Here is a 17,370-nt window from a genome sequence, read left to right on the forward strand (position 1 = left end):
CGCCTCGGCGGGCGCGGTCAGGCCGGCCCGTCCTCCGGGGTGGGGTCCGGCGGTACGGCGGCTCGCGGGTCGCCGGGGCGGCCGGGCACCGGAGGTACGGCCGGAGCCGGTCCCGCGGTGGGGTAGGGCGTCGTGGCGGGCGGTCCGTACGGGGTCGCCGGGCTGTCGGGCTGCCCCGGCGCCACGGGGGACCCGGCGCCCGGACCGCCCGTGTACGGGGCTTGCCCGGCGTACGGGGGCCGATCGCCCGCGACGGGGGGCTGCCCGGCGTACGAGGGCTGCCCGCCCGTGTCGCCCGTGTACGAGGGCTGTCCCGCGTAGGGCTGCTGTCCGCCCGTGTACGGGGTCTGGGGCTGCCCGTCGTACGGGGGCCGGCCGCCGTAGGGGGTCGGTTCCGTGTACGGCGGCCGGGGCGACGGGCCCGGGTACGGAGACTGGCCCGCGTAGGGCGGCTGGGGCGGCGTCTGCGGCTGTCCGGGCGTCGCCCCGGGGGGCAGCGCCCCCTGACCGTCCAGCGGCGCCGGAGGCGTCTGCTGCTGGATCAGCTCGTCGACGGCCCGCAGGGTCGAGCGGGCCGACTCCGCCTTCTGGAAGTCCTCCAGGGTGTCCCCGGCGAGGACCTGCAGCTGGCCACGGATGATGGACAGCTGGTCCTTCTGGATGGACCCGATGACCATCTTGGTGTCCTCGGGGTGCTGGGAAAGGTGCAGGGCCCAGGCGCCGACGCCTCCGTGCTGGAGGTGGTACTGGTAGAAGTTGATCTTCTCGGCGATCAGATGGTGGTCCTGCCGCTGGCGCAGCATCTCCAGTTCGTGCTGCTGATGGGCCAGCCGGAGCCGGAACTCGTGCTCGGGGTCGAGCATGTCCGACTCGTAGCGCAGGCTCCGCTGCCGTCGCCGGTGCGCGATGGCCTCGTCGTCCAGCCGCAGCCGTACGACACAGGTCACGGCGAGTCCGATGCCTGCGGCGAAACCGCCCTCCTCCACGGCCCGCTGGACCGCGCGTTCGGCGGCCGGGCTGTCCTCGATGGAGAAGGCGCGGCTCACCGGCCGCGCGAGGTGGTGCAGTTCACGGGTGAGCCGCGTCGGCACGTCACGCTCGCCGCTCGCCACGTACGCGATCGGGTCCGCGACCCGCCAGGTCAGATCGGCCGTGGCGCCGAAGGCGAACGCGTCGTCGTCGCTCGGCATCTCCAGCGCGAGCTGCACGGGATGGCTGCCCATGTCCACCTCGTAGACGGAGGTGTAGCGGCGGGTGGCCGCGTCCGGGCGGCTCGGCCGGTGCGGCGGCATGTAGACGTCGTACGAGCCCTTCGCGGTGACGAAGACCAGCGCGTGGTCGATCGCGGTGACCGCGCGGCGGACGGTGTAGTCGAAGCGGGCGATGGGCCGCACCGTGAGCACCGGGTCGATGAGCGTGGTGTGCCGGTTGGCGTCCTGCTGCCACTCCGGCTGACGGCGGAACTCCGCCATGGTTCAACTCCTCGATGGATCTGGGGTGGAGGGGGTCAGAAGGCGGAGCAGACGGTCGGCCACCGCCGGCCGCGTGCCGCCGTCCGGGGCGCGCAGATTGACCAGATGGTGGCTCAGGCGCCTGTGGTCGTTCGCCGTGACGACGAGCGAGGGCAGCAGCAGCTCCAGGGCCTGCGCGACGTCCGCCCGGCTCTCGGCCAGCACGACCCAGGTGTGCAGGGCGGCCAGGGCGCCACGGGTCTGCCCGGGGTCGCCGAGCGCGGTACGCCAGAGGGTGGCCAGGTCGCGGGCCGAGTCCGTCTCGTACATGCCGGTGTCGGCGTACCACTCGACGAGCGCGCCCTCCTCGGCGTTGTCGCAGGCGCGCACGAAGGCCCCCAGCGCGAGCGCGCGGACCGAGGCCGTGTCGTGGTGGAGCAGGCGCACCAGCTCGGAGAGCATCTCGCCGCGCCGTGCGCCCACCGAGAGCAGCAGGGCCGTCGAGTCGACCAGGTTGTTCGACTCGGTCCTGCTGCCGCCCCCGGCACGGGCGCGGGCGGCGAGCGCGCTCAGTGCCGGGCCCGCGAGGTCGGGGCGCAGCGGGGTGAGCAGGCCGAAGGCGCGGATCGCGGTCCAGCGGCGGGCCCAGTGGGTGTCCGTGCACCACTGGGTGAGCAGGCTCAGGACGACGGGCGTGTCGAGGAACTGGGCGAGCGTGAGGGTGTTCGCGGCGGTGAGCCGGGGACCGAAGGCCTTGGACACCGCCCAGCCGTCGATCAGCAGCTCCATCGCCGAGGGCAGGTCGGCGCGGGCCAGCAGCGCGGCGGCAGCGGCGGCCCGGGTCCGGACGACCGGACGTCTGTCGCGGGCCAGCTCCTTCAGCCAGGAGACCAGCGCGGGCCGCGCCGACGGATGGCCCGTCCAGACCTCGCCGAGCAGTACCCGGGGGGTGTTCTCCTTCTTGAAGCGGGCCGTGAACTGGGGCACCGAGCCCCATTTCGTGGTCTCGACCCGTACCTCGCCCTCGGCCCACGCCCGCTCCAGCCGGGTTTCGGCGGGGAGCCCGAACACCGGGATCTCCGGCGGCTGCTCGGGATGCTGGAGCCGCTGGAAGTGCACGTACAGCGTGTCGGCGCTTTCGGCGGCGAGCACGTACGGCGCCTGGTCGAAGACGGCGAGCGAGATGAGGAACGCCTTGTCGCGCAGGGTGGCCTCGGGGTCGCCGAGCCACTCCCGGCACTGCTGCTCGACGGCCGTGTGCCCGAAGTCGGCGAGGCGGGCCGCCGCCTGTTCGCCGCCGTCGTAGCGGGCGACCTCGACGGCGAACCGGGCCACCTCGGCGGGCCGGTGGGCGCCGCGCGCGAGGAAGTCGCGGACGGGGCCGAGGGCGAGCAGACCGGCGAGGTCTCCGGGCTCTTTCCGCAGCTCGGCCAGGTGGGCGCGCAGCACCGCGGTCGCCTGTGGGGGTTCCCAGGGCGACGGGGTGACCCCCAGCAGGAACGGTGAGTTCTCCAGGGTCACGACCAGATACCCGCCGGTCTTCGCGAGCCGGTCGCGGGCCGCGTACAGGTGGGTGTCGCGCAGCGGGCGGTTGCGGCTCAGCGGCAGATCGCGCAGGACATGGCCGCCGGGCGCGGTGAGCTGGGTGCCCAGGTTCGCCGGGCCGGTCTCGGCGGACAGCGCGTGGACGGCGGGCACGCCCAGGTGGTGCAGGAGCATGAGCGCCGCGGCGTGGCGGCCGGTGGAGTGGGCGCCGGAGAGGACCAGGACGCGCTCGTCGCGCAGCCGGGCCAGGGCGGCGGCGAAGGAGGGGCCCTCGGCGAAGACCGAGGCGAGCGCGTCCAGCCGCTGCCGGGGGATCTCGCCGGAGAGGTAGGCCGTCGACGCGGAGGCCGTCCCGTGGTGGTGGATCTCCGTCTTGCCGCCCATGAACACGTCACGGGCCGAGCCGCCGGCCGACACCCCGTGCTGGGCCCCGGCGACCAGGCTGCCGCCGAAGGACGCGGCCTCGTCGAAGATGAATCCCGGGGTGTGCGCGACCAGTTCGCGCTGTGCGGCCCTGGCCTCCTGGGTCTCCTCCTCGGGCTCGCCCGCGTCGCCGCCCGCCTCGGAGTCCGGGTGCGGCCCAGGGGTCCATGGCGCGTCCGGCGGTGGTGCGTCGTCGGGGCCGCCCGGCGTCGGGGGCGCGGGGGCCGTCACGCGGGCTCACCCCCGCTCCTGCCCAGGTGGACGTCCCCGGTGACCTGCCCGCCGGACACCCCGTGCTGGTCCCCCGCGACGAGGCTTCCGCCGAAGCTGGGGGAGCCGCCGCCGAAGGTGAAGACGACGTTCGCGGGCGGCGCGGCGGGCTGGGCGGGCTGCTGCGCGGGCTGCGCGGACGGTCCGGGCTCCCTGGGCTCCCCGGGCTGTTCGGTCCGGGAGGGCTCGTGCGGATCGGGGATCGCCGCCGCGGTCGCCGCCGCACCGGAAGCGGCGGTCGTCGTCGGATCCGTCGCCGCCGTCCGCTCCGTCCGGGGTGTGGAGGTGTCCGCCCCCGGCGCCGGGCTCTCCCCCGAGCAGTCCGGCGCCGGGGCTCCCCCGCTTTCACCGGGGCCATGAGTCCCGTGCGGAACCGGGCCGTGCAGCCAGGCCCGCAGGGGTCCGTTCTTGCTGTCCACCGTCACCGCGTGGAAGCCCTGTGCCGGGATGCCCGGGTGGTCGTGCCGCACGATCCCGGCGTGCACGCTCTCGGAGACACACAGGGCGAAGTCGTCCGGCCGCTCCCGCAGGGCGGCGCGCAGCAGCCCGGCGTCGAGGAGCCGGCAGGCGTGGTTGAGGTCGGAGCCGACCCAGCCGTCGTGCTCGTCCACGGCGATGTACCCGGTGGCGACGACACCACGCAGCCGGATCTGGGCGGAGCTGGACGCCATCCGGTTGACCGCGCGGAGCTGGTCGGGCACCTCGGTGAGCAGGGCGCGCAGCAGCGCGGTGACCGAGGCGTTGGCGTCGATCAGCTCCATCACCGAGTCGCCGCGGTCCGCCCGCAGGCGCAGCCGTTCGTCGATGCCGGCGCTCTCCAGCGTGCGGTCCGTGATGTCGTACAGCATCCGGCGCAAGTAGGCCTGCTCCACGTCGTCCCGGTCGCTGTACCTCTCGATGTCCAGCAGAAGGATCGTCCGGCTCACGGGGTCGGTCATGGTCGCCTTTCGGTGGGGGCCTCGCCTGGCAAGCAGGGTGGCGTCACCGGTGGGCCGGGTGTGAGGGCGGATGTCCCACTCGAAGTGTGACCGTGTGCACAGAAGTCGTCCGCAGTCACGGGAGTCCCGGCCGTCAGGGGAGTCACCTCCGGGCGGTCGGCGCGTCCCGGTGCGGGGGGCTGACGGTTCATCGCCGGGCGATCCGGCGCAGGACGTCCATGCGCAGGATCACCATCGTCCGGCGGCCCGTCAGCACCGCTTCCCGTTCCCGGAGTTCCTTCAGCAGGCGCTGGACCATCTCCCGGGACGCCCCCACCGAGCCCGCCAGCTCCTGCTTGCTCAGCGGGACGGAGAGCTCGATGCCCTCCTCCGTGCGGTGGCCGTTCGTGCGGGCCAGGTCGAGCAGGAGCGCCGCGAAGCGCTCGCGGACGCTCATGGAGGCGAACTCCAGGCGGCGCCGGTCGGCGGCGCGGGTGCGGTCCGAGGTGAGGCCGAGCAGGGCGAAGGAGACCGCGGGGGAGCGGGCGAGGAAGTCCCGGAAGTGTTCCCGTACGAGTGCGACCGTGCGGACCGGCTCCAGGGCCGTCACCGTCGCGGAGCGCGGCCGGCCGGTGAGCGCGGCGGACTCCCCGACGATGTCGCCGGGGCCGCGCAGCGCGAGCAGCGCCTCGTAGCCGTTGGCGGCGGCCGCCGTCACCTTCGTCCAGCCGTGCGTCACGATCAGTACGTGCGAGGAGGGCTCGCTCTGGTGCAGGAGCACCGTCCGGGGCGCGTAGGACAGCTCGTGGCCCAGGGACAGCAGCGCGGAGCGGTCCTCGCTCTCCAGGCGTGCCAGGAAAGGCACCCGGTCGTCCAGGCTCTCGTCCCCGCCCGAGGGCGCGCCTAAGGGTGCAGCCGCCATGAGTCCATCCCCCGTCCCCCGATCCGCCCCCGTGGCCGACGCACAGTGGCCGGTGCGCGGCAACGGGTCAACGTACTCACCCAGTGTGTGCGGTGCGGACCGAATCGTGGACTTTCATCGCGGAACCGATGACAAGCTGCGCCAAGTGTGAAGACCCCCGAGAATGGATCGGGAGAAGTCCGGCGTGTCGGGCACCGCGGCATTTGTTTTGACCGAAGTCCGTGAGGTAGGTACGCTCTTACCTTGTGCCTGGGGTGTGCCCTGGCTCTCGTGCGTGCCTTCAGACCGCAAGGGGAGCCGTAAGCGGCCACCGCAATCTGCGCCCTTTTCGCCTTGCGGCAAGGGTCCGCAGTATTCGACACACCCGACCGCGTGGGTCGGTGGCGTTCCAGGTTAGCTTCACCATTCGGCACACAGAAACCGGAGAAGTAGTGCCTACGATCCAGCAGCTGGTCCGGAAGGGCCGGCAGGACAAGGTCGAGAAGAACAAGACGCCCGCACTCGAGGGTTCGCCCCAGCGTCGCGGCGTCTGCACGCGTGTGTTCACGACCACCCCGAAGAAGCCGAACTCGGCCCTGCGTAAGGTCGCGCGTGTGCGTCTGACCAGCGGGATCGAGGTCACGGCTTACATTCCGGGTGAGGGACACAACCTGCAGGAGCACTCCATCGTGCTCGTGCGTGGCGGCCGTGTGAAGGACCTGCCCGGTGTTCGTTACAAGATCATCCGCGGTTCGCTTGACACCCAGGGTGTCAAGAACCGCAAGCAGGCCCGCAGCCGCTACGGCGCCAAGAAGGAGAAGTAGAAATGCCTCGTAAGGGCCCCGCCCCGAAGCGCCCGGTCATCATCGACCCGGTCTACGGTTCCCCTCTGGTGACCTCCCTCATCAACAAGGTGCTGCTGAACGGCAAGCGCTCCACCGCCGAGCGCATCGTCTACGGCGCCATGGAGGGTCTGCGTGAGAAGACGGGCAACGACCCGATCATCACGCTGAAGCGCGCGCTTGAGAACATCAAGCCGACCCTCGAGGTCAAGTCCCGCCGTGTCGGTGGTGCGACGTACCAGGTTCCGATCGAGGTCAAGCCCGGTCGCGCCAACACGCTCGCGCTGCGCTGGCTCGTCGGTTACTCCCGCGCCCGTCGCGAGAAGACCATGACCGAGCGTCTGCTCAACGAGCTTCTCGACGCCTCCAACGGCCTTGGTGCCGCTGTGAAGAAGCGCGAAGACACCCACAAGATGGCCGAGTCCAACAAGGCCTTCGCGCACTACCGCTGGTAGTCGTTACCCACATCGAGACCGAGAGAAGACTGAAGCCTTATGGCTACCACTTCACTTGACCTGGCCAGGGTCCGCAACATCGGGATCATGGCTCACATCGACGCGGGCAAGACGACCACCACTGAGCGGATCCTCTTCTACACCGGCGTCAGCTACAAGATCGGTGAAGTCCACGACGGCGCCGCCACCATGGACTGGATGGAGCAGGAGCAGGAGCGTGGCATCACGATCACCTCTGCTGCCACCACCTGTCACTGGCCGCTTGAGGACAACGACTACACGATCAACATCATCGACACCCCGGGGCACGTCGACTTCACGGTCGAGGTGGAGCGTTCGCTCCGCGTCCTCGACGGTGCCGTCACGGTGTTCGACGGTGTCGCCGGTGTCGAGCCGCAGTCCGAGACGGTGTGGCGTCAGGCCGACCGTTACGGCGTGCCGCGCATCTGCTTCGTGAACAAGCTGGACCGTACCGGCGCCGAGTTCCACCGCTGCGTGGACATGATCAAGGACCGCCTCGGCGCTGTCCCGATCATCATGCAGCTCCCGATCGGTGCCGAGATGGACTTCAAGGGCGTTGTGGACCTGGTCCGCATGAAGGCGCTCGTGTGGTCCGCCGAGGCGGCCAAGGGCGAGATGTACGACGTCGTCGACATCCCGGCCACGCACGTCGAGGCCGCTGAGCTGTACCGCGGTCAGCTGGTCGAGACCGTCGCGGAGCACGACGACGAGATCATGGAGCTGTTCCTGGAGGGCCAGGAGCCCACCGAGGAGCAGCTGTACGCCGCGATCCGTCGCGTCACCATCGCGTCCGGCAAGTCCACCGATGTCACGGTCACCCCGGTGTTCTGCGGTACCGCGTTCAAGAACAAGGGCGTTCAGCCCCTGCTCGACGCGGTCGTGCGCTACCTGCCGACTCCGCTTGACGTCGAGGCCATCGAGGGCCACGACGTGAAGGACCCGGAGCTGGTCGTCAAGCGCAAGCCGTCGGAGGACGAGCCGCTCTCCGCCCTCGCGTTCAAGATCATGAGCGACCCGCACCTGGGCAAGCTCACCTTCGTCCGGGTGTACTCGGGCCGCCTGGAGACCGGCACTGCGGTGCTGAACTCCGTCAAGGGCAAGAAGGAACGCATCGGCAAGATCTACCGCATGCACGCGAACAAGCGTGAGGAGATCGACGCGGTGGGCGCCGGCGACATCGTCGCCGTGATGGGTCTGAAGCAGACCACGACCGGTGAGACGCTCTGCGATGACAAGAACCCGGTGATCCTGGAGTCCATGGACTTCCCGGCGCCCGTCATCCAGGTCGCCATCGAGCCCAAGTCCAAGGGTGACCAGGAGAAGCTGGGTGTAGCCATCCAGCGTCTCGCGGAGGAGGACCCCTCCTTCCACGTTCACTCGGACGAGGAGACGGGCCAGACCATCCTCGGCGGTATGGGCGAGCTGCACCTCGAGGTGCTGGTCGACCGTATGAAGCGCGAGTTCAGGGTCGAAGCCAACGTCGGTAAGCCGCAGGTCGCCTACCGTGAGACGATCCGCAAGACCGTCGAGCGTCACGACTACACCCACAAGAAGCAGACCGGTGGTACCGGTCAGTTCGCCAAGGTGCAGATCGCGATCGAGCCCATCACCGAGACCGATGGTCCGGCGTACGAGTTCGTGAACAAGGTCACCGGTGGCCGTATCCCCCGGGAGTACATCCCGTCGGTGGACGCGGGTGCGCAGGAGGCCATGCAGTTCGGCATCCTGGCCGGCTACGAGATGACGGGCGTCCGCGTCATTCTTCTCGACGGTGGCTACCACGAGGTCGACTCCTCCGAGCTCGCGTTCAAGATCGCCGGTTCGCAGGCCTTCAAGGAGGCCGCGCGCAAGGCTTCTCCCGTGCTCCTCGAGCCGATGATGGCCGTCGAGGTCACCACGCCCGAGGAGTCGATGGGTGATGTCATCGGCGACCTCAACTCCCGCCGTGGCCAGATCCAGGCCATGGAGGAGCGCAGCGGCGCTCGCGTCGTGAAGGGCCTCGTGCCCCTCTCGGAGATGTTCGGCTACGTCGGAGACCTCCGCAGCAAGACGTCGGGTCGCGCAAGCTACTCGATGCAGTTCGACTCCTACGCCGAGGTTCCCAGGAACGTCGCCGAGGAGATCATCGCGAAGGCCAAGGGCGAGTAACACACCCCGTTTACACGCTTTAGGCTTGACACCGACCGCCGGGGATGACCCGGGAGGGAAAACCCCGGCGGGCGGCATCCCAGCAAAGATCACCTGGCGCCGATGAGTAAGGCGTACCAGAACCACTCCGCAGGAGGACCCCAGTGGCGAAGGCAAAGTTCGAGCGGACTAAGCCGCACGTCAACATCGGCACCATCGGTCACATCGACCACGGTAAGACGACCCTCACGGCCGCCATTACCAAGGTGCTGCACGACGCGTACCCGGACCTGAACGAGGCCTCGGCCTTCGACCAGATCGACAAGGCTCCCGAGGAGCGCCAGCGCGGTATCACGATCTCGATCGCGCACGTCGAGTACCAGACGGAGGGCCGTCACTACGCCCACGTCGACTGCCCCGGTCACGCGGACTACATCAAGAACATGATCACGGGTGCGGCGCAGATGGACGGCGCCATCCTCGTCGTCGCCGCGACCGACGGCCCGATGCCGCAGACCAAGGAGCACGTGCTCCTGGCCCGCCAGGTCGGCGTTCCGTACATCGTCGTCGCCCTGAACAAGGCCGACATGGTGGACGACGAGGAGATCCTGGAGCTCGTCGAGCTCGAGGTCCGTGAGCTCCTCTCCGAGTACGAGTTCCCGGGCGACGACCTTCCGGTCGTCAAGGTCTCGGCGCTCAAGGCGCTCGAGGGCGACAAGGAGTGGGGCCAGACCGTTCTGGACCTCATGGCCGCCGTCGACGAGGCCATCCCGACCCCGCCGCGTGACACCGAGAAGCCGTTCCTCATGCCCGTCGAGGACGTCTTCACGATCACCGGTCGCGGTACGGTCGTCACCGGCCGTATCGAGCGTGGTGTCCTGAAGGTCAACGAGACCGTTGACATCATCGGCATCAAGCAGGACAAGACCACGACCACGGTCACCGGCATCGAGATGTTCCGCAAGCTGCTCGACGAGGGTCAGGCCGGTGAGAACGTCGGTCTGCTCCTCCGTGGCATCAAGCGCGAGGACGTCGAGCGCGGCCAGGTCATCATCAAGCCGGGTTCGGTCACGCCGCACACCGAGTTCGAGGCCCAGGCCTACATCCTGTCCAAGGACGAGGGTGGCCGCCACACGCCGTTCTTCAACAACTACCGTCCGCAGTTCTACTTCCGTACGACTGACGTGACCGGTGTTGTGACCCTCCCCGAGGGCACGGAGATGGTCATGCCGGGCGACAACACTGAGATGACCGTTTCGCTCATCCAGCCCGTCGCCATGGAAGAGGGCCTGAAGTTCGCCATCCGTGAGGGTGGCCGGACCGTGGGCGCCGGCCAGGTCATCAAGATCACCAAGTGATCTTGAGCCTGACTCGGTAGCTACAGCCTGAGCTGAGCTCCAGAAGGGGCCCGTACGACTTCGGTCGTACGGGCCCCTTCGCCGTGTCCGGCAATACGTGTCCGTCCACCTCGCGAACTGTCCGGTCCACCTCACGAAGCGGTCGCATCCGTATGCGAATTCGTATACGAAATGCGAACAGAGTTGCGACGCAAAGGAGGTTTCTGCAGGTGAAACGATTCCTGACGCGTGTCGGCATAATCACGTAACACATCCGTGATTTAGGAGGAAGACTGTAGGGACGGTCTCCTGCCTGCGGGCGGGGGCTCGACTGGTCTGCGCACCGATGCCGCCGGAACCGACCGGTCGAACCGACTCCGGTCGGCCGTTCCGGCAACCCCGTCTGAAGGGACCCCAGTGACCCGCCCTGACACGAAGAGCCGTATCGCCTCCTTGCTCGCCGACATCGAGCGGCGCAATCCGGCGCAGCCCGAGTTCCTCCAGGCCGCGAACGAGGTGCTCGAAACCCTGGCTCCGGCCCTCTCGCAGCGTCCGGAGTTCGCGGACGCGGCCCTCGTCGAACGGCTGGTGGAGCCCGAGCGGCAGATCATCTTCCGTGTCCCGTGGCAGGACGACCACGGCAAGGTCCACGTCAACCGGGGCTACCGCGTGGAGTTCAACAGCGCGCTCGGCCCGTACAAGGGCGGTCTGCGGTTCCACCCGTCGGTGAACCTGGGCATCGTGAAGTTCCTCGGCTTCGAGCAGATCTTCAAGAACGCGCTGACCGGTCTCGGCATCGGCGGCGGCAAGGGCGGCAGCGACTTCGACCCGCGCGGCAGGTCGGACGCCGAGGTCATGCGGTTCTGCCAGTCGTTCATGACGGAGCTGTACCGGCACATCGGTGAGCACACGGACGTGCCGGCGGGCGACATCGGCGTGGGCGGCCGGGAGATCGGCTACCTGTTCGGCCAGTACCGGCGCATCACCAACCGCTGGGAGGCCGGCGTCCTCACCGGCAAGGGCACGCACTGGGGCGGTTCGCTGATCCGGCCCGAGGCGACCGGGTACGGGAACGTCCTGTTCGCCGCCGCCATGCTCCGGGAGCGCGGCGAGGACCTGGAGGGCCAGACCGTGGTCGTCTCCGGTTCCGGCAATGTCGCGACCTACACCATCGAGAAGCTCGCCGCCCTCGGTGCCAACGCGGTGACCTGCTCCGACTCGACCGGCTACGTCGTCGACGACAAGGGCATCGACGTAGAACTGCTCAAGCAGGTCAAGGAGGTCGAGCGCGGCCGGGTCTCCGACTACGCGGCACGGCGCGGCGCGTCGGCGCGGTTCGTCACGAACGGCAGCGTCTGGGACGTACCGGGCGATGTCGCGCTGCCCTCGGCCACCCAGAACGAGCTGGACGCGGCCGCGGCGGCCACCCTGATCGGCAACGGCGTCAAGGCGGTCTCCGAGGGCGCCAACATGCCCACCACCCCCGAGGCGGTCCACCTCTTCCAGAAGGCGGGCGTCGCCTTCGGCCCCGGCAAGGCGGCCAACGCGGGCGGTGTCGCGGTCAGCGCGCTGGAGATGAGCCAGAACCACGCCCGCACCTCGTGGTCGCGGGAGCGGGTCGAGGACGAACTGACCCAGATCATGAACAACATCCACGCCATCTGCCACGAGACCGCCGAGCGCTACGGCGTCCCGGGCGACTACGTCAGCGGCGCGAACATCGCGGGCTTCGAGCGGGTCGCGGGCGCGATGCTGGAGCAGGGTCTGATCTGACCGGGCCGGACCCCGGAGAAAGGGCTCGTACGACCGGCCTCGGCTGTACGAGCCCTTCGTCATGTCCGGGCTCAGGCAGCCTCGGGAACCGGCTGCGGGCCGATCGCCATGACGGCGAGGACCGTCAGACGCATGACGGCGCCGCCGGCCAGCGCCGCGAGGAAGCCGTCGACATGGACGCCGTAGTCCATCTGCGAGCCGATCCAGGAGACGAGCAGCCAGAGCAGCGAGTCCTGGACGATCCCGATCGCGGCGAGTGCGAGCACCGCGCCCGGGGGAGCGGTGCGGACGGCGCTGGGGTAGGTGTGGATGAGCTGGTTCACGAGGAGGAAGACGACACCGCTCAGGACCACTTCCCAGGGCGGGTCCTCGACGATCAGAGAGATGCCGGGCAGTGCGGCGACGGCGAGGACCGTGCCGAGGTACGTGCCTACTAAGCGTCTTCGTCTGTACATGGACAGGATCATCGAACCGGCACGGCGGTCTCACAAGCCCTTGTCGTCGTCCCGTTCATGCTAGGCGGCCTCCGGGAGATCGGATCGGTGTCGGCAGCGGGCGCAGCGGCCCGGTTCGGGTGCGCGGAAGGCGCGGTCGCAGCCGTCGCAGTTCTGGAGCGGGTGCGGGCGAGCTGTCACCGGGACGGTGGGTGTCCGGGGCGGCAGCGACTCCGTGAGCCGGTGCGACATGACGCCCGCCGGATGGCGCAGCGGCTCCCGGGGCAGGCCCGAGGTCAGCGTGGCCCGCACGGCCTCGGGCGCGACACCGCGTTCCAGCCAGGCGCTGACGGCCGGAGCGAGGCGGTTCACGTCGCGCTCCGAGAGGAGGAGACGCGGGTCCTCCCGGTGGAGGCTCGCGAGGAGCACGGTGGCCGTGAGGTGGCGGTACGGGTCGTGGGTGCCGGGGGTGGGGAGGGGGCGTTTTGGCATGGGTGCCGGTGCCGGTGCCGGTGCTGGTGCGGCTGCTGCTGCTGCGGTCGGGGGTGCCGGTGCGGGAGGGAGTCCTGCCGCCGGTGGCACGGCCGCGCGCTCACGCTCGGGTTTTCGGGGCGCTCCCGGTGGCGGGCCCGGCTCGGGTGCCGTCGGCCGGGCGGTGGGAGCGGCGAGCCCCTGCGGCTGGTTGTACGACACCGTGTGCGTGACCACCCGGCCGCTCGGCAGTCGTTCCCGCCTGCGGGACAGGTAGCCGTGGGACTCCAGCTCCCGCAGACTCGCCGCGATGCGCGTCTCGCCCTCCTGGAAGCGCGTGGCGAGCGACTTGATGTCGACGCGGGCCCCTTCGGGCAGCGACTGGATGTGGACGGCGAGCCCGATCGCGGTGAGGGACAGCTCGCGGTGCTGCGCGAGATGGTTACCGACCACCGTGTAGCGGGTGGCGTGGCGGACGTTGATGTGGGTGACGCCCCGCGGAATCCGGGGCTGGGCGCACGGGGGCGCGCTAAAGTTCTGGGTACCCATCGGGAAGGTGCTCTTCCTTGTTGGTGAGGCCCTCGATCGGGATGCCAGTCCCGGCCGGGGGCCGTTGTCTGTCTGCGGTTGTGTTGCCGCCGCGAGCATATGCCCGGCAATAGCCCCTAAATCCAGCCCGGTTGGCGATTGTCACCCTTGCGAGTGATGAGCCGGCCTCGGGGAGGCTGGTGGGTTGGTAGGTGGTTCTCACCTCGGGTTTTGAAGAGCCTTTTGATGTCGCGCGCGGCCGCGTCGCGGCTCACCGGGGCGTGACATTCCGCGATCCGGTGGGTGCCGGGACGGATCCCCCGGACGCGAGCGACAGTTCGGCCCAGACGGTCTTGCGCGGGGAGGGGCCTGGTGTCACGCCCCAGCGGTCCGCGAACGCGTCCACGAGGAGTAGGCCGCGGCCCGAGTCAATGTCGGCCTCCGCCGCACCGAGTCGGGGAAGCCGGTCACCTACGGTGTCCGTCACCTCGATGCGGAGGGTGTCGCCGACGACGTACAGCGTGAGCCGGAAGTCGCGTCCCGGCACGCGTCCGTGCGTCGCCGCGTTGGTCGCGAGTTCGGCGACGATCTGGTCGGCCGGACTCAACGGCAGCCCCCAGGAGCGGAGTTGTTCGGTCGCGAGCAGTCTCCCCAGGCGGGCACCGCGTGGCGTGGGGGACAGCAGCACGCTGAAGTTGCGGACGGGTTCGACGCGTTGGGCCTCGGGCCCGGCGGTTTCCTGATTCACGTCACTCAGCGTGTCCGACTCCGCCTACGGTGAGCTGCGATGACGTCGGTGCGTACAGGGACTGTCCGGTCGTTGTCCCGATCTGTCCCGGCTGTCCCGGGTGCCGTACGGGAACGGTGGGCGTTGGAGGTGGGTGGGTGTGAGCAGCGAGAGTGCGGACGAGCCGGGCTGGGACGTGAGCCCCGAGGACGAGATCGCCCCGGTGGTCGAGGCGACCGGCCGCCAGGTCAGGCTCTGGCGGGAGGCGGCCGGGATGCGGGTGGTCGAGTTCGGGCGGGCGATCGGCTACGGGGAGGACCTGGTCCGGAAGGTGGAGCGCGGAGCGCGGATTCCCCGGGCGGACTTCCTGGACCGCGCGGACGACGTCCTGGACGCCGGCGGGCATCTCCGCGCCTTCAAGGAGGACATGGAGAAGGCCCGGTACCCGAAGAAGGTCCGCGAGCTGAAGATGCTGGAGGAACGGGCGGTCGAGCTGCTGCTGTACAGCAACCACAACATCCATGGGCTGTTGCAGACGCCCGAGTACGCGCGTGCGTTGCTCGGTACCTGGCGGCCGGCCTATTCGCCGGACGAGTTGGAGCGGATGGCTGCCGCGAGGGTGGCCCGCAAGTCCGTCTTCGATCGGTCACCGGCTCCGGAACTCAGCTTCGTCCAAGAAGAGGTGACCCTGCGCCGCCCGGTCGGAGGCACAATGGTGCTGCGCCGCCAGCTCGAACACATGCTGGAGGTGGCCCGGTTGCCGTTCGTGGAGCTTCAGGTGATGCCGACAGCGCACGCGAATCATCCGGGAACGGGTGGGTTGGTCGAGGTGCTGAAGTTCCATGACGGCTCGGGCGTGGGGCGTACCGACGGTGACTTCGGGGGCCGACCGGTATCCGAACCGAGGCAACTCGGGGTCCTCGAACTGCGCTATGGCATCATCCGGGCCCAGGCCCTTTCGCCCAAGGAATCCCTGGCCTTCATCGAGCAAATGCTGGGGGAGACATGACCCGTCAGGCGTTGGCCCAGGGCGATTCCGGGCTGCAGTGGTTCAAGAGCACCTATAGCAGCAGTAGCAACGGAAACGACTGCGTCGAAGTCGCCCTGGAGTGGCGCAAGAGCACCTACAGCGACAGCAGCAACAGCAGCGAATGCGTCGAGATAGCCCCCACCCCCACCGCGATCCACATCCGTGACTCCAAGAAGCCGGGCGGCGCCCGTCTGGCGATGGCCCCCGCCGTCTGGACGGCGTTCATCGGCTTCGTCGCCCAGGGCTGAGCGGGGGAGCGGCGATCCACCCGCAGGGCTACGCCCGTACCGTGTTCGCCGCCCTGGGCGGAGTCGTCGAGATCGGCGCGGTGAACCACACCGGCACCTGGGACCTGGCAGATGTCTCGGTGGGGGACTTCCTGGCGCCCAGGGGCGAGGACATCGCACGGATCATGGCGGCGGTCCGGACGGTCGGCCGGTTCGACGTGGCCGTCATGGGCATCTCGGACGAGCTGGGATATCTGCGCGAGCACTCTGTCGAGGCGCCGTCTCTGCTGCTCTGGTCGGCGGGCGTCACCTGGGTTCCGGAGTCGGCGGAGAACGTCGCCTATCTGGAGGAGCCGCACGTGGTGCGCCGGATGTGCCGGATGGGCGCGGACCTCCAACTGACCCGTCTGCTGGACGCTTTGGTGACCGCCGGCATCGCGGCCGGAGTGGACGCCGAGGAGGGCGGGAGCCTGGTCGCCGGGATCATCCGCATCGCCTGTGACCTGGCGGACGGTACCGGGCGCAACACTCCGGAAGGCGTCTTCCGGATGTGGCGGGTGGCCGAGCTGCCGGACACCCTGCGCCCGGACTCCGGTGCGCCGGAGTACGGCAAGGCGGGATACAGGGCGTACGACGCGGAGCTGGAGCGGTTGCTCGCGCCGTTCTGAGGCCCGCCGGGAGAGCAGTCACTGCATGTTCTGGACGTGCGGATGGTCGTACGAGGACACGCACACGTAGATCTGCATGGTGTAGCCGCGGCCGATGTTGAGCCGGGTGGCGCAGGCCGGGCCGAGGAAGTGCAGGCCGTCGTAGTCGGCGTCCTCCAGCGGGCGCCAGCTCCCGCTGCCGCCGTCCCATTCGGTGCCGTCGACGGTGAGCAGCGGGCGGACGTCCGAGCCGCACTCGGGGCAGGTCATCGGGAACGGATCGCTGAAGCTCCAGGGCGCGTGGCCGCCGAGCTTGCAGCCGGGGGCGACGCTGAGGTCGTACTGGTAGCCGACGACCTCGATGTCGTCCTCCTCGTCCGGGTTCTGATCCTCCTCCCAGGCGTGGATGCGGTCCGCCAGTTCCTCGGGGAGTTCGTGCGGGGCCGGGTACTCGGTGACCGTCTCGGGGTGGAGGAGGCACGGTTCGGGCAGGTAGTCGTCGTTGCCGATCACCGACGGCTCCGGGGGTGCGGGGAGCGGGTCGGTGACGTCGGTGGAGGCTCGCCAGTACAGCTGGGCGGCGGGGAGGTAGTCCTCGTCGTGGTCGAAGGGGCACCAGAGGACTTGCAGCAGGTCGGTGCCGGCCGGGCGGGGCAGCGTGGGGATGTCGGCGGCGTAGAGCTGGACCACGGGGATGAGCGGGACCGGGCCGTCCTGCGGTATCCGGGTCTCCGCGCCGGCACGGTCGACGATTACGCGCTCCTCGGGGGTGAGGAAGTCGGCGCCCTCGGCGCGAGGCCGGGTCCAGCCGTCGGCGAGGATGCGCCGCCGCTGTCGTACGTCGTCGGGGGCCAGACCGCTGTGCGTGGGCGCGTCGTGGTCGGGGCAGGTGGGCCACGGCTCGTCAGCCGGCCACAGCAGGGGGCCGCCGATCGAACTGTCCTTGACCGTGGGGGTACTTGGGCGCGGATGCAGTCGGACGGCGGTGCGGGCCAGGGGCGCGAGTTCGGGGAACAGGGCGGCGATGTCCAGGGGCCGCGGGGGAGTGGTGCGAGACATGGGGTGAGGGTACGGGCTCGATGGGGCCTGTGATCAAGGGACATGGGGCGCATCCCGGTCGAGCGGGGCCGGTGGCGTACTGGGACCGAGGCAGCGAGGTCGCGCACGGTGCCCTGCCGCGAGGCGGCCGCCGTGCCGAATCGACGTTCCCTGTAAGTTCGCTTGTGCGTACGGGTGTTGTCGAG

16 protein-coding genes are annotated in these 17,370 nt (G+C 69.8%); 8 read left to right on the forward strand and 8 right to left on the reverse strand.

Annotated elements, in window-relative coordinates; all coding sequences use genetic code 11:
* Positions 1-17: 17 nt before the first annotated feature.
* From OG485_RS25670 to OG485_RS25685, 4 genes are all read right to left on the reverse strand, one after another.
* Positions 18-1,472 carry a PE-PGRS family protein gene (locus OG485_RS25670; protein ID WP_328670888.1) on the reverse strand — a complete coding sequence of 485 codons (1,455 nt, stop codon included), beginning with the start codon at positions 1,470-1,472 and terminating at the stop codon, positions 18-20.
* A gap of 3 nt (positions 1,473-1,475) precedes the next feature.
* Positions 1,476-3,650, reverse strand: coding sequence for a hypothetical protein (locus tag OG485_RS25675; protein WP_328670889.1), 2,175 nt, complete (start codon positions 3,648-3,650; stop codon positions 1,476-1,478).
* Complete coding sequence (locus OG485_RS25680) at positions 3,647-4,627, reverse strand: hypothetical protein (protein WP_328670890.1); 981 nt, start codon at positions 4,625-4,627, stop codon at positions 3,647-3,649. The genes OG485_RS25675 and OG485_RS25680 overlap by 4 nt, the downstream gene beginning before the upstream one ends.
* Before the next feature lie 187 nt (positions 4,628-4,814).
* On the reverse strand, positions 4,815-5,528 hold the full coding sequence (locus OG485_RS25685; RefSeq protein WP_328449271.1) for a Crp/Fnr family transcriptional regulator: 714 nt from the start codon (positions 5,526-5,528) through the stop codon (positions 4,815-4,817).
* Between the two features lie 431 nt (positions 5,529-5,959).
* Between OG485_RS25685 and rpsL the strand changes: the two genes are divergently transcribed.
* The 5 genes from rpsL to gdhA all read left to right on the forward strand — a co-directional run bounded on the left by rpsL (position 5,960) and on the right by gdhA (position 12,062).
* Entirely contained in the window at positions 5,960-6,331 is a 372-nt protein-coding gene (gene rpsL / locus OG485_RS25690) for a 30S ribosomal protein S12 (protein ID WP_003948652.1), read from the forward strand.
* 2 nt (positions 6,332-6,333) lie between these two features.
* Positions 6,334-6,804, forward strand: a complete 471-nt coding sequence (rpsG, locus tag OG485_RS25695) for a 30S ribosomal protein S7 (protein WP_003992340.1) — start codon at positions 6,334-6,336, stop codon at positions 6,802-6,804.
* 39 nt (positions 6,805-6,843) lie between these two features.
* Positions 6,844-8,973, forward strand: coding sequence for an elongation factor G (fusA, locus tag OG485_RS25700; RefSeq protein WP_328670891.1), 2,130 nt, complete (start codon positions 6,844-6,846; stop codon positions 8,971-8,973).
* Positions 8,974-9,116: 143 nt separating this feature from the next.
* Positions 9,117-10,310 (forward strand): elongation factor Tu, encoded by a 1,194-nt coding sequence (gene tuf / locus OG485_RS25705; RefSeq protein WP_328670892.1) that lies wholly within the window; start codon positions 9,117-9,119, stop codon positions 10,308-10,310.
* A 396-nt stretch (positions 10,311-10,706) separates the two neighbouring features.
* A complete protein-coding gene (gdhA, locus tag OG485_RS25710) occupies positions 10,707-12,062 on the forward strand; it encodes an NADP-specific glutamate dehydrogenase (RefSeq protein ID WP_328670893.1) in 1,356 nt (451 codons plus the stop codon).
* A 71-nt stretch (positions 12,063-12,133) separates the two neighbouring features.
* On the opposite strand, the gene OG485_RS25715 is transcribed toward gdhA, so the two are convergent.
* The 3 genes from OG485_RS25715 to OG485_RS25725 form a co-directional block, all read right to left on the reverse strand.
* Positions 12,134-12,517, reverse strand: a complete 384-nt coding sequence (locus OG485_RS25715) for a hypothetical protein (RefSeq protein ID WP_328670894.1) — start codon at positions 12,515-12,517, stop codon at positions 12,134-12,136.
* Between the two features lie 60 nt (positions 12,518-12,577).
* On the reverse strand, positions 12,578-13,516 hold the full coding sequence (locus tag OG485_RS25720; protein WP_328670895.1) for a helix-turn-helix domain-containing protein: 939 nt from the start codon (positions 13,514-13,516) through the stop codon (positions 12,578-12,580).
* A gap of 250 nt (positions 13,517-13,766) precedes the next feature.
* The gene (locus OG485_RS25725) at positions 13,767-14,243 is read right to left on the reverse strand and encodes an ATP-binding protein (RefSeq protein ID WP_328670896.1); all 477 of its coding nucleotides are present in this window, start codon (positions 14,241-14,243) and stop codon (positions 13,767-13,769) included.
* A 139-nt stretch (positions 14,244-14,382) separates the two neighbouring features.
* On the opposite strand from OG485_RS25725, the gene OG485_RS25730 reads away from it, so the two are divergent.
* From OG485_RS25730 to OG485_RS25740, 3 genes are read left to right on the forward strand one after another with little or no spacing between them, the layout of a single operon-like run.
* Complete coding sequence (locus OG485_RS25730; protein WP_443048759.1) at positions 14,383-15,231, forward strand: helix-turn-helix domain-containing protein; 849 nt, start codon at positions 14,383-14,385, stop codon at positions 15,229-15,231.
* On the forward strand, positions 15,228-15,500 hold the full coding sequence (locus tag OG485_RS25735) for a DUF397 domain-containing protein (protein WP_328670898.1): 273 nt from the start codon (positions 15,228-15,230) through the stop codon (positions 15,498-15,500). The genes OG485_RS25730 and OG485_RS25735 overlap by 4 nt, the downstream gene beginning before the upstream one ends.
* Positions 15,501-15,541: 41 nt before the next feature.
* On the forward strand, positions 15,542-16,147 hold the full coding sequence (locus OG485_RS25740) for a hypothetical protein (RefSeq protein ID WP_328670899.1): 606 nt from the start codon (positions 15,542-15,544) through the stop codon (positions 16,145-16,147).
* An 18-nt stretch (positions 16,148-16,165) separates the two neighbouring features.
* Here OG485_RS25740 and OG485_RS25745 read toward each other — a convergent pair whose 3' ends face one another.
* A complete protein-coding gene (locus tag OG485_RS25745) occupies positions 16,166-17,185 on the reverse strand; it encodes a hypothetical protein (RefSeq protein ID WP_328670900.1) in 1,020 nt (339 codons plus the stop codon).
* Positions 17,186-17,370 lie beyond the last annotated feature (185 nt).

Source organism: Streptomyces sp. NBC_00328, from assembly GCF_036139655.1.
GTDB lineage: Bacteria > Actinomycetota > Actinomycetes > Streptomycetales > Streptomycetaceae > Streptomyces.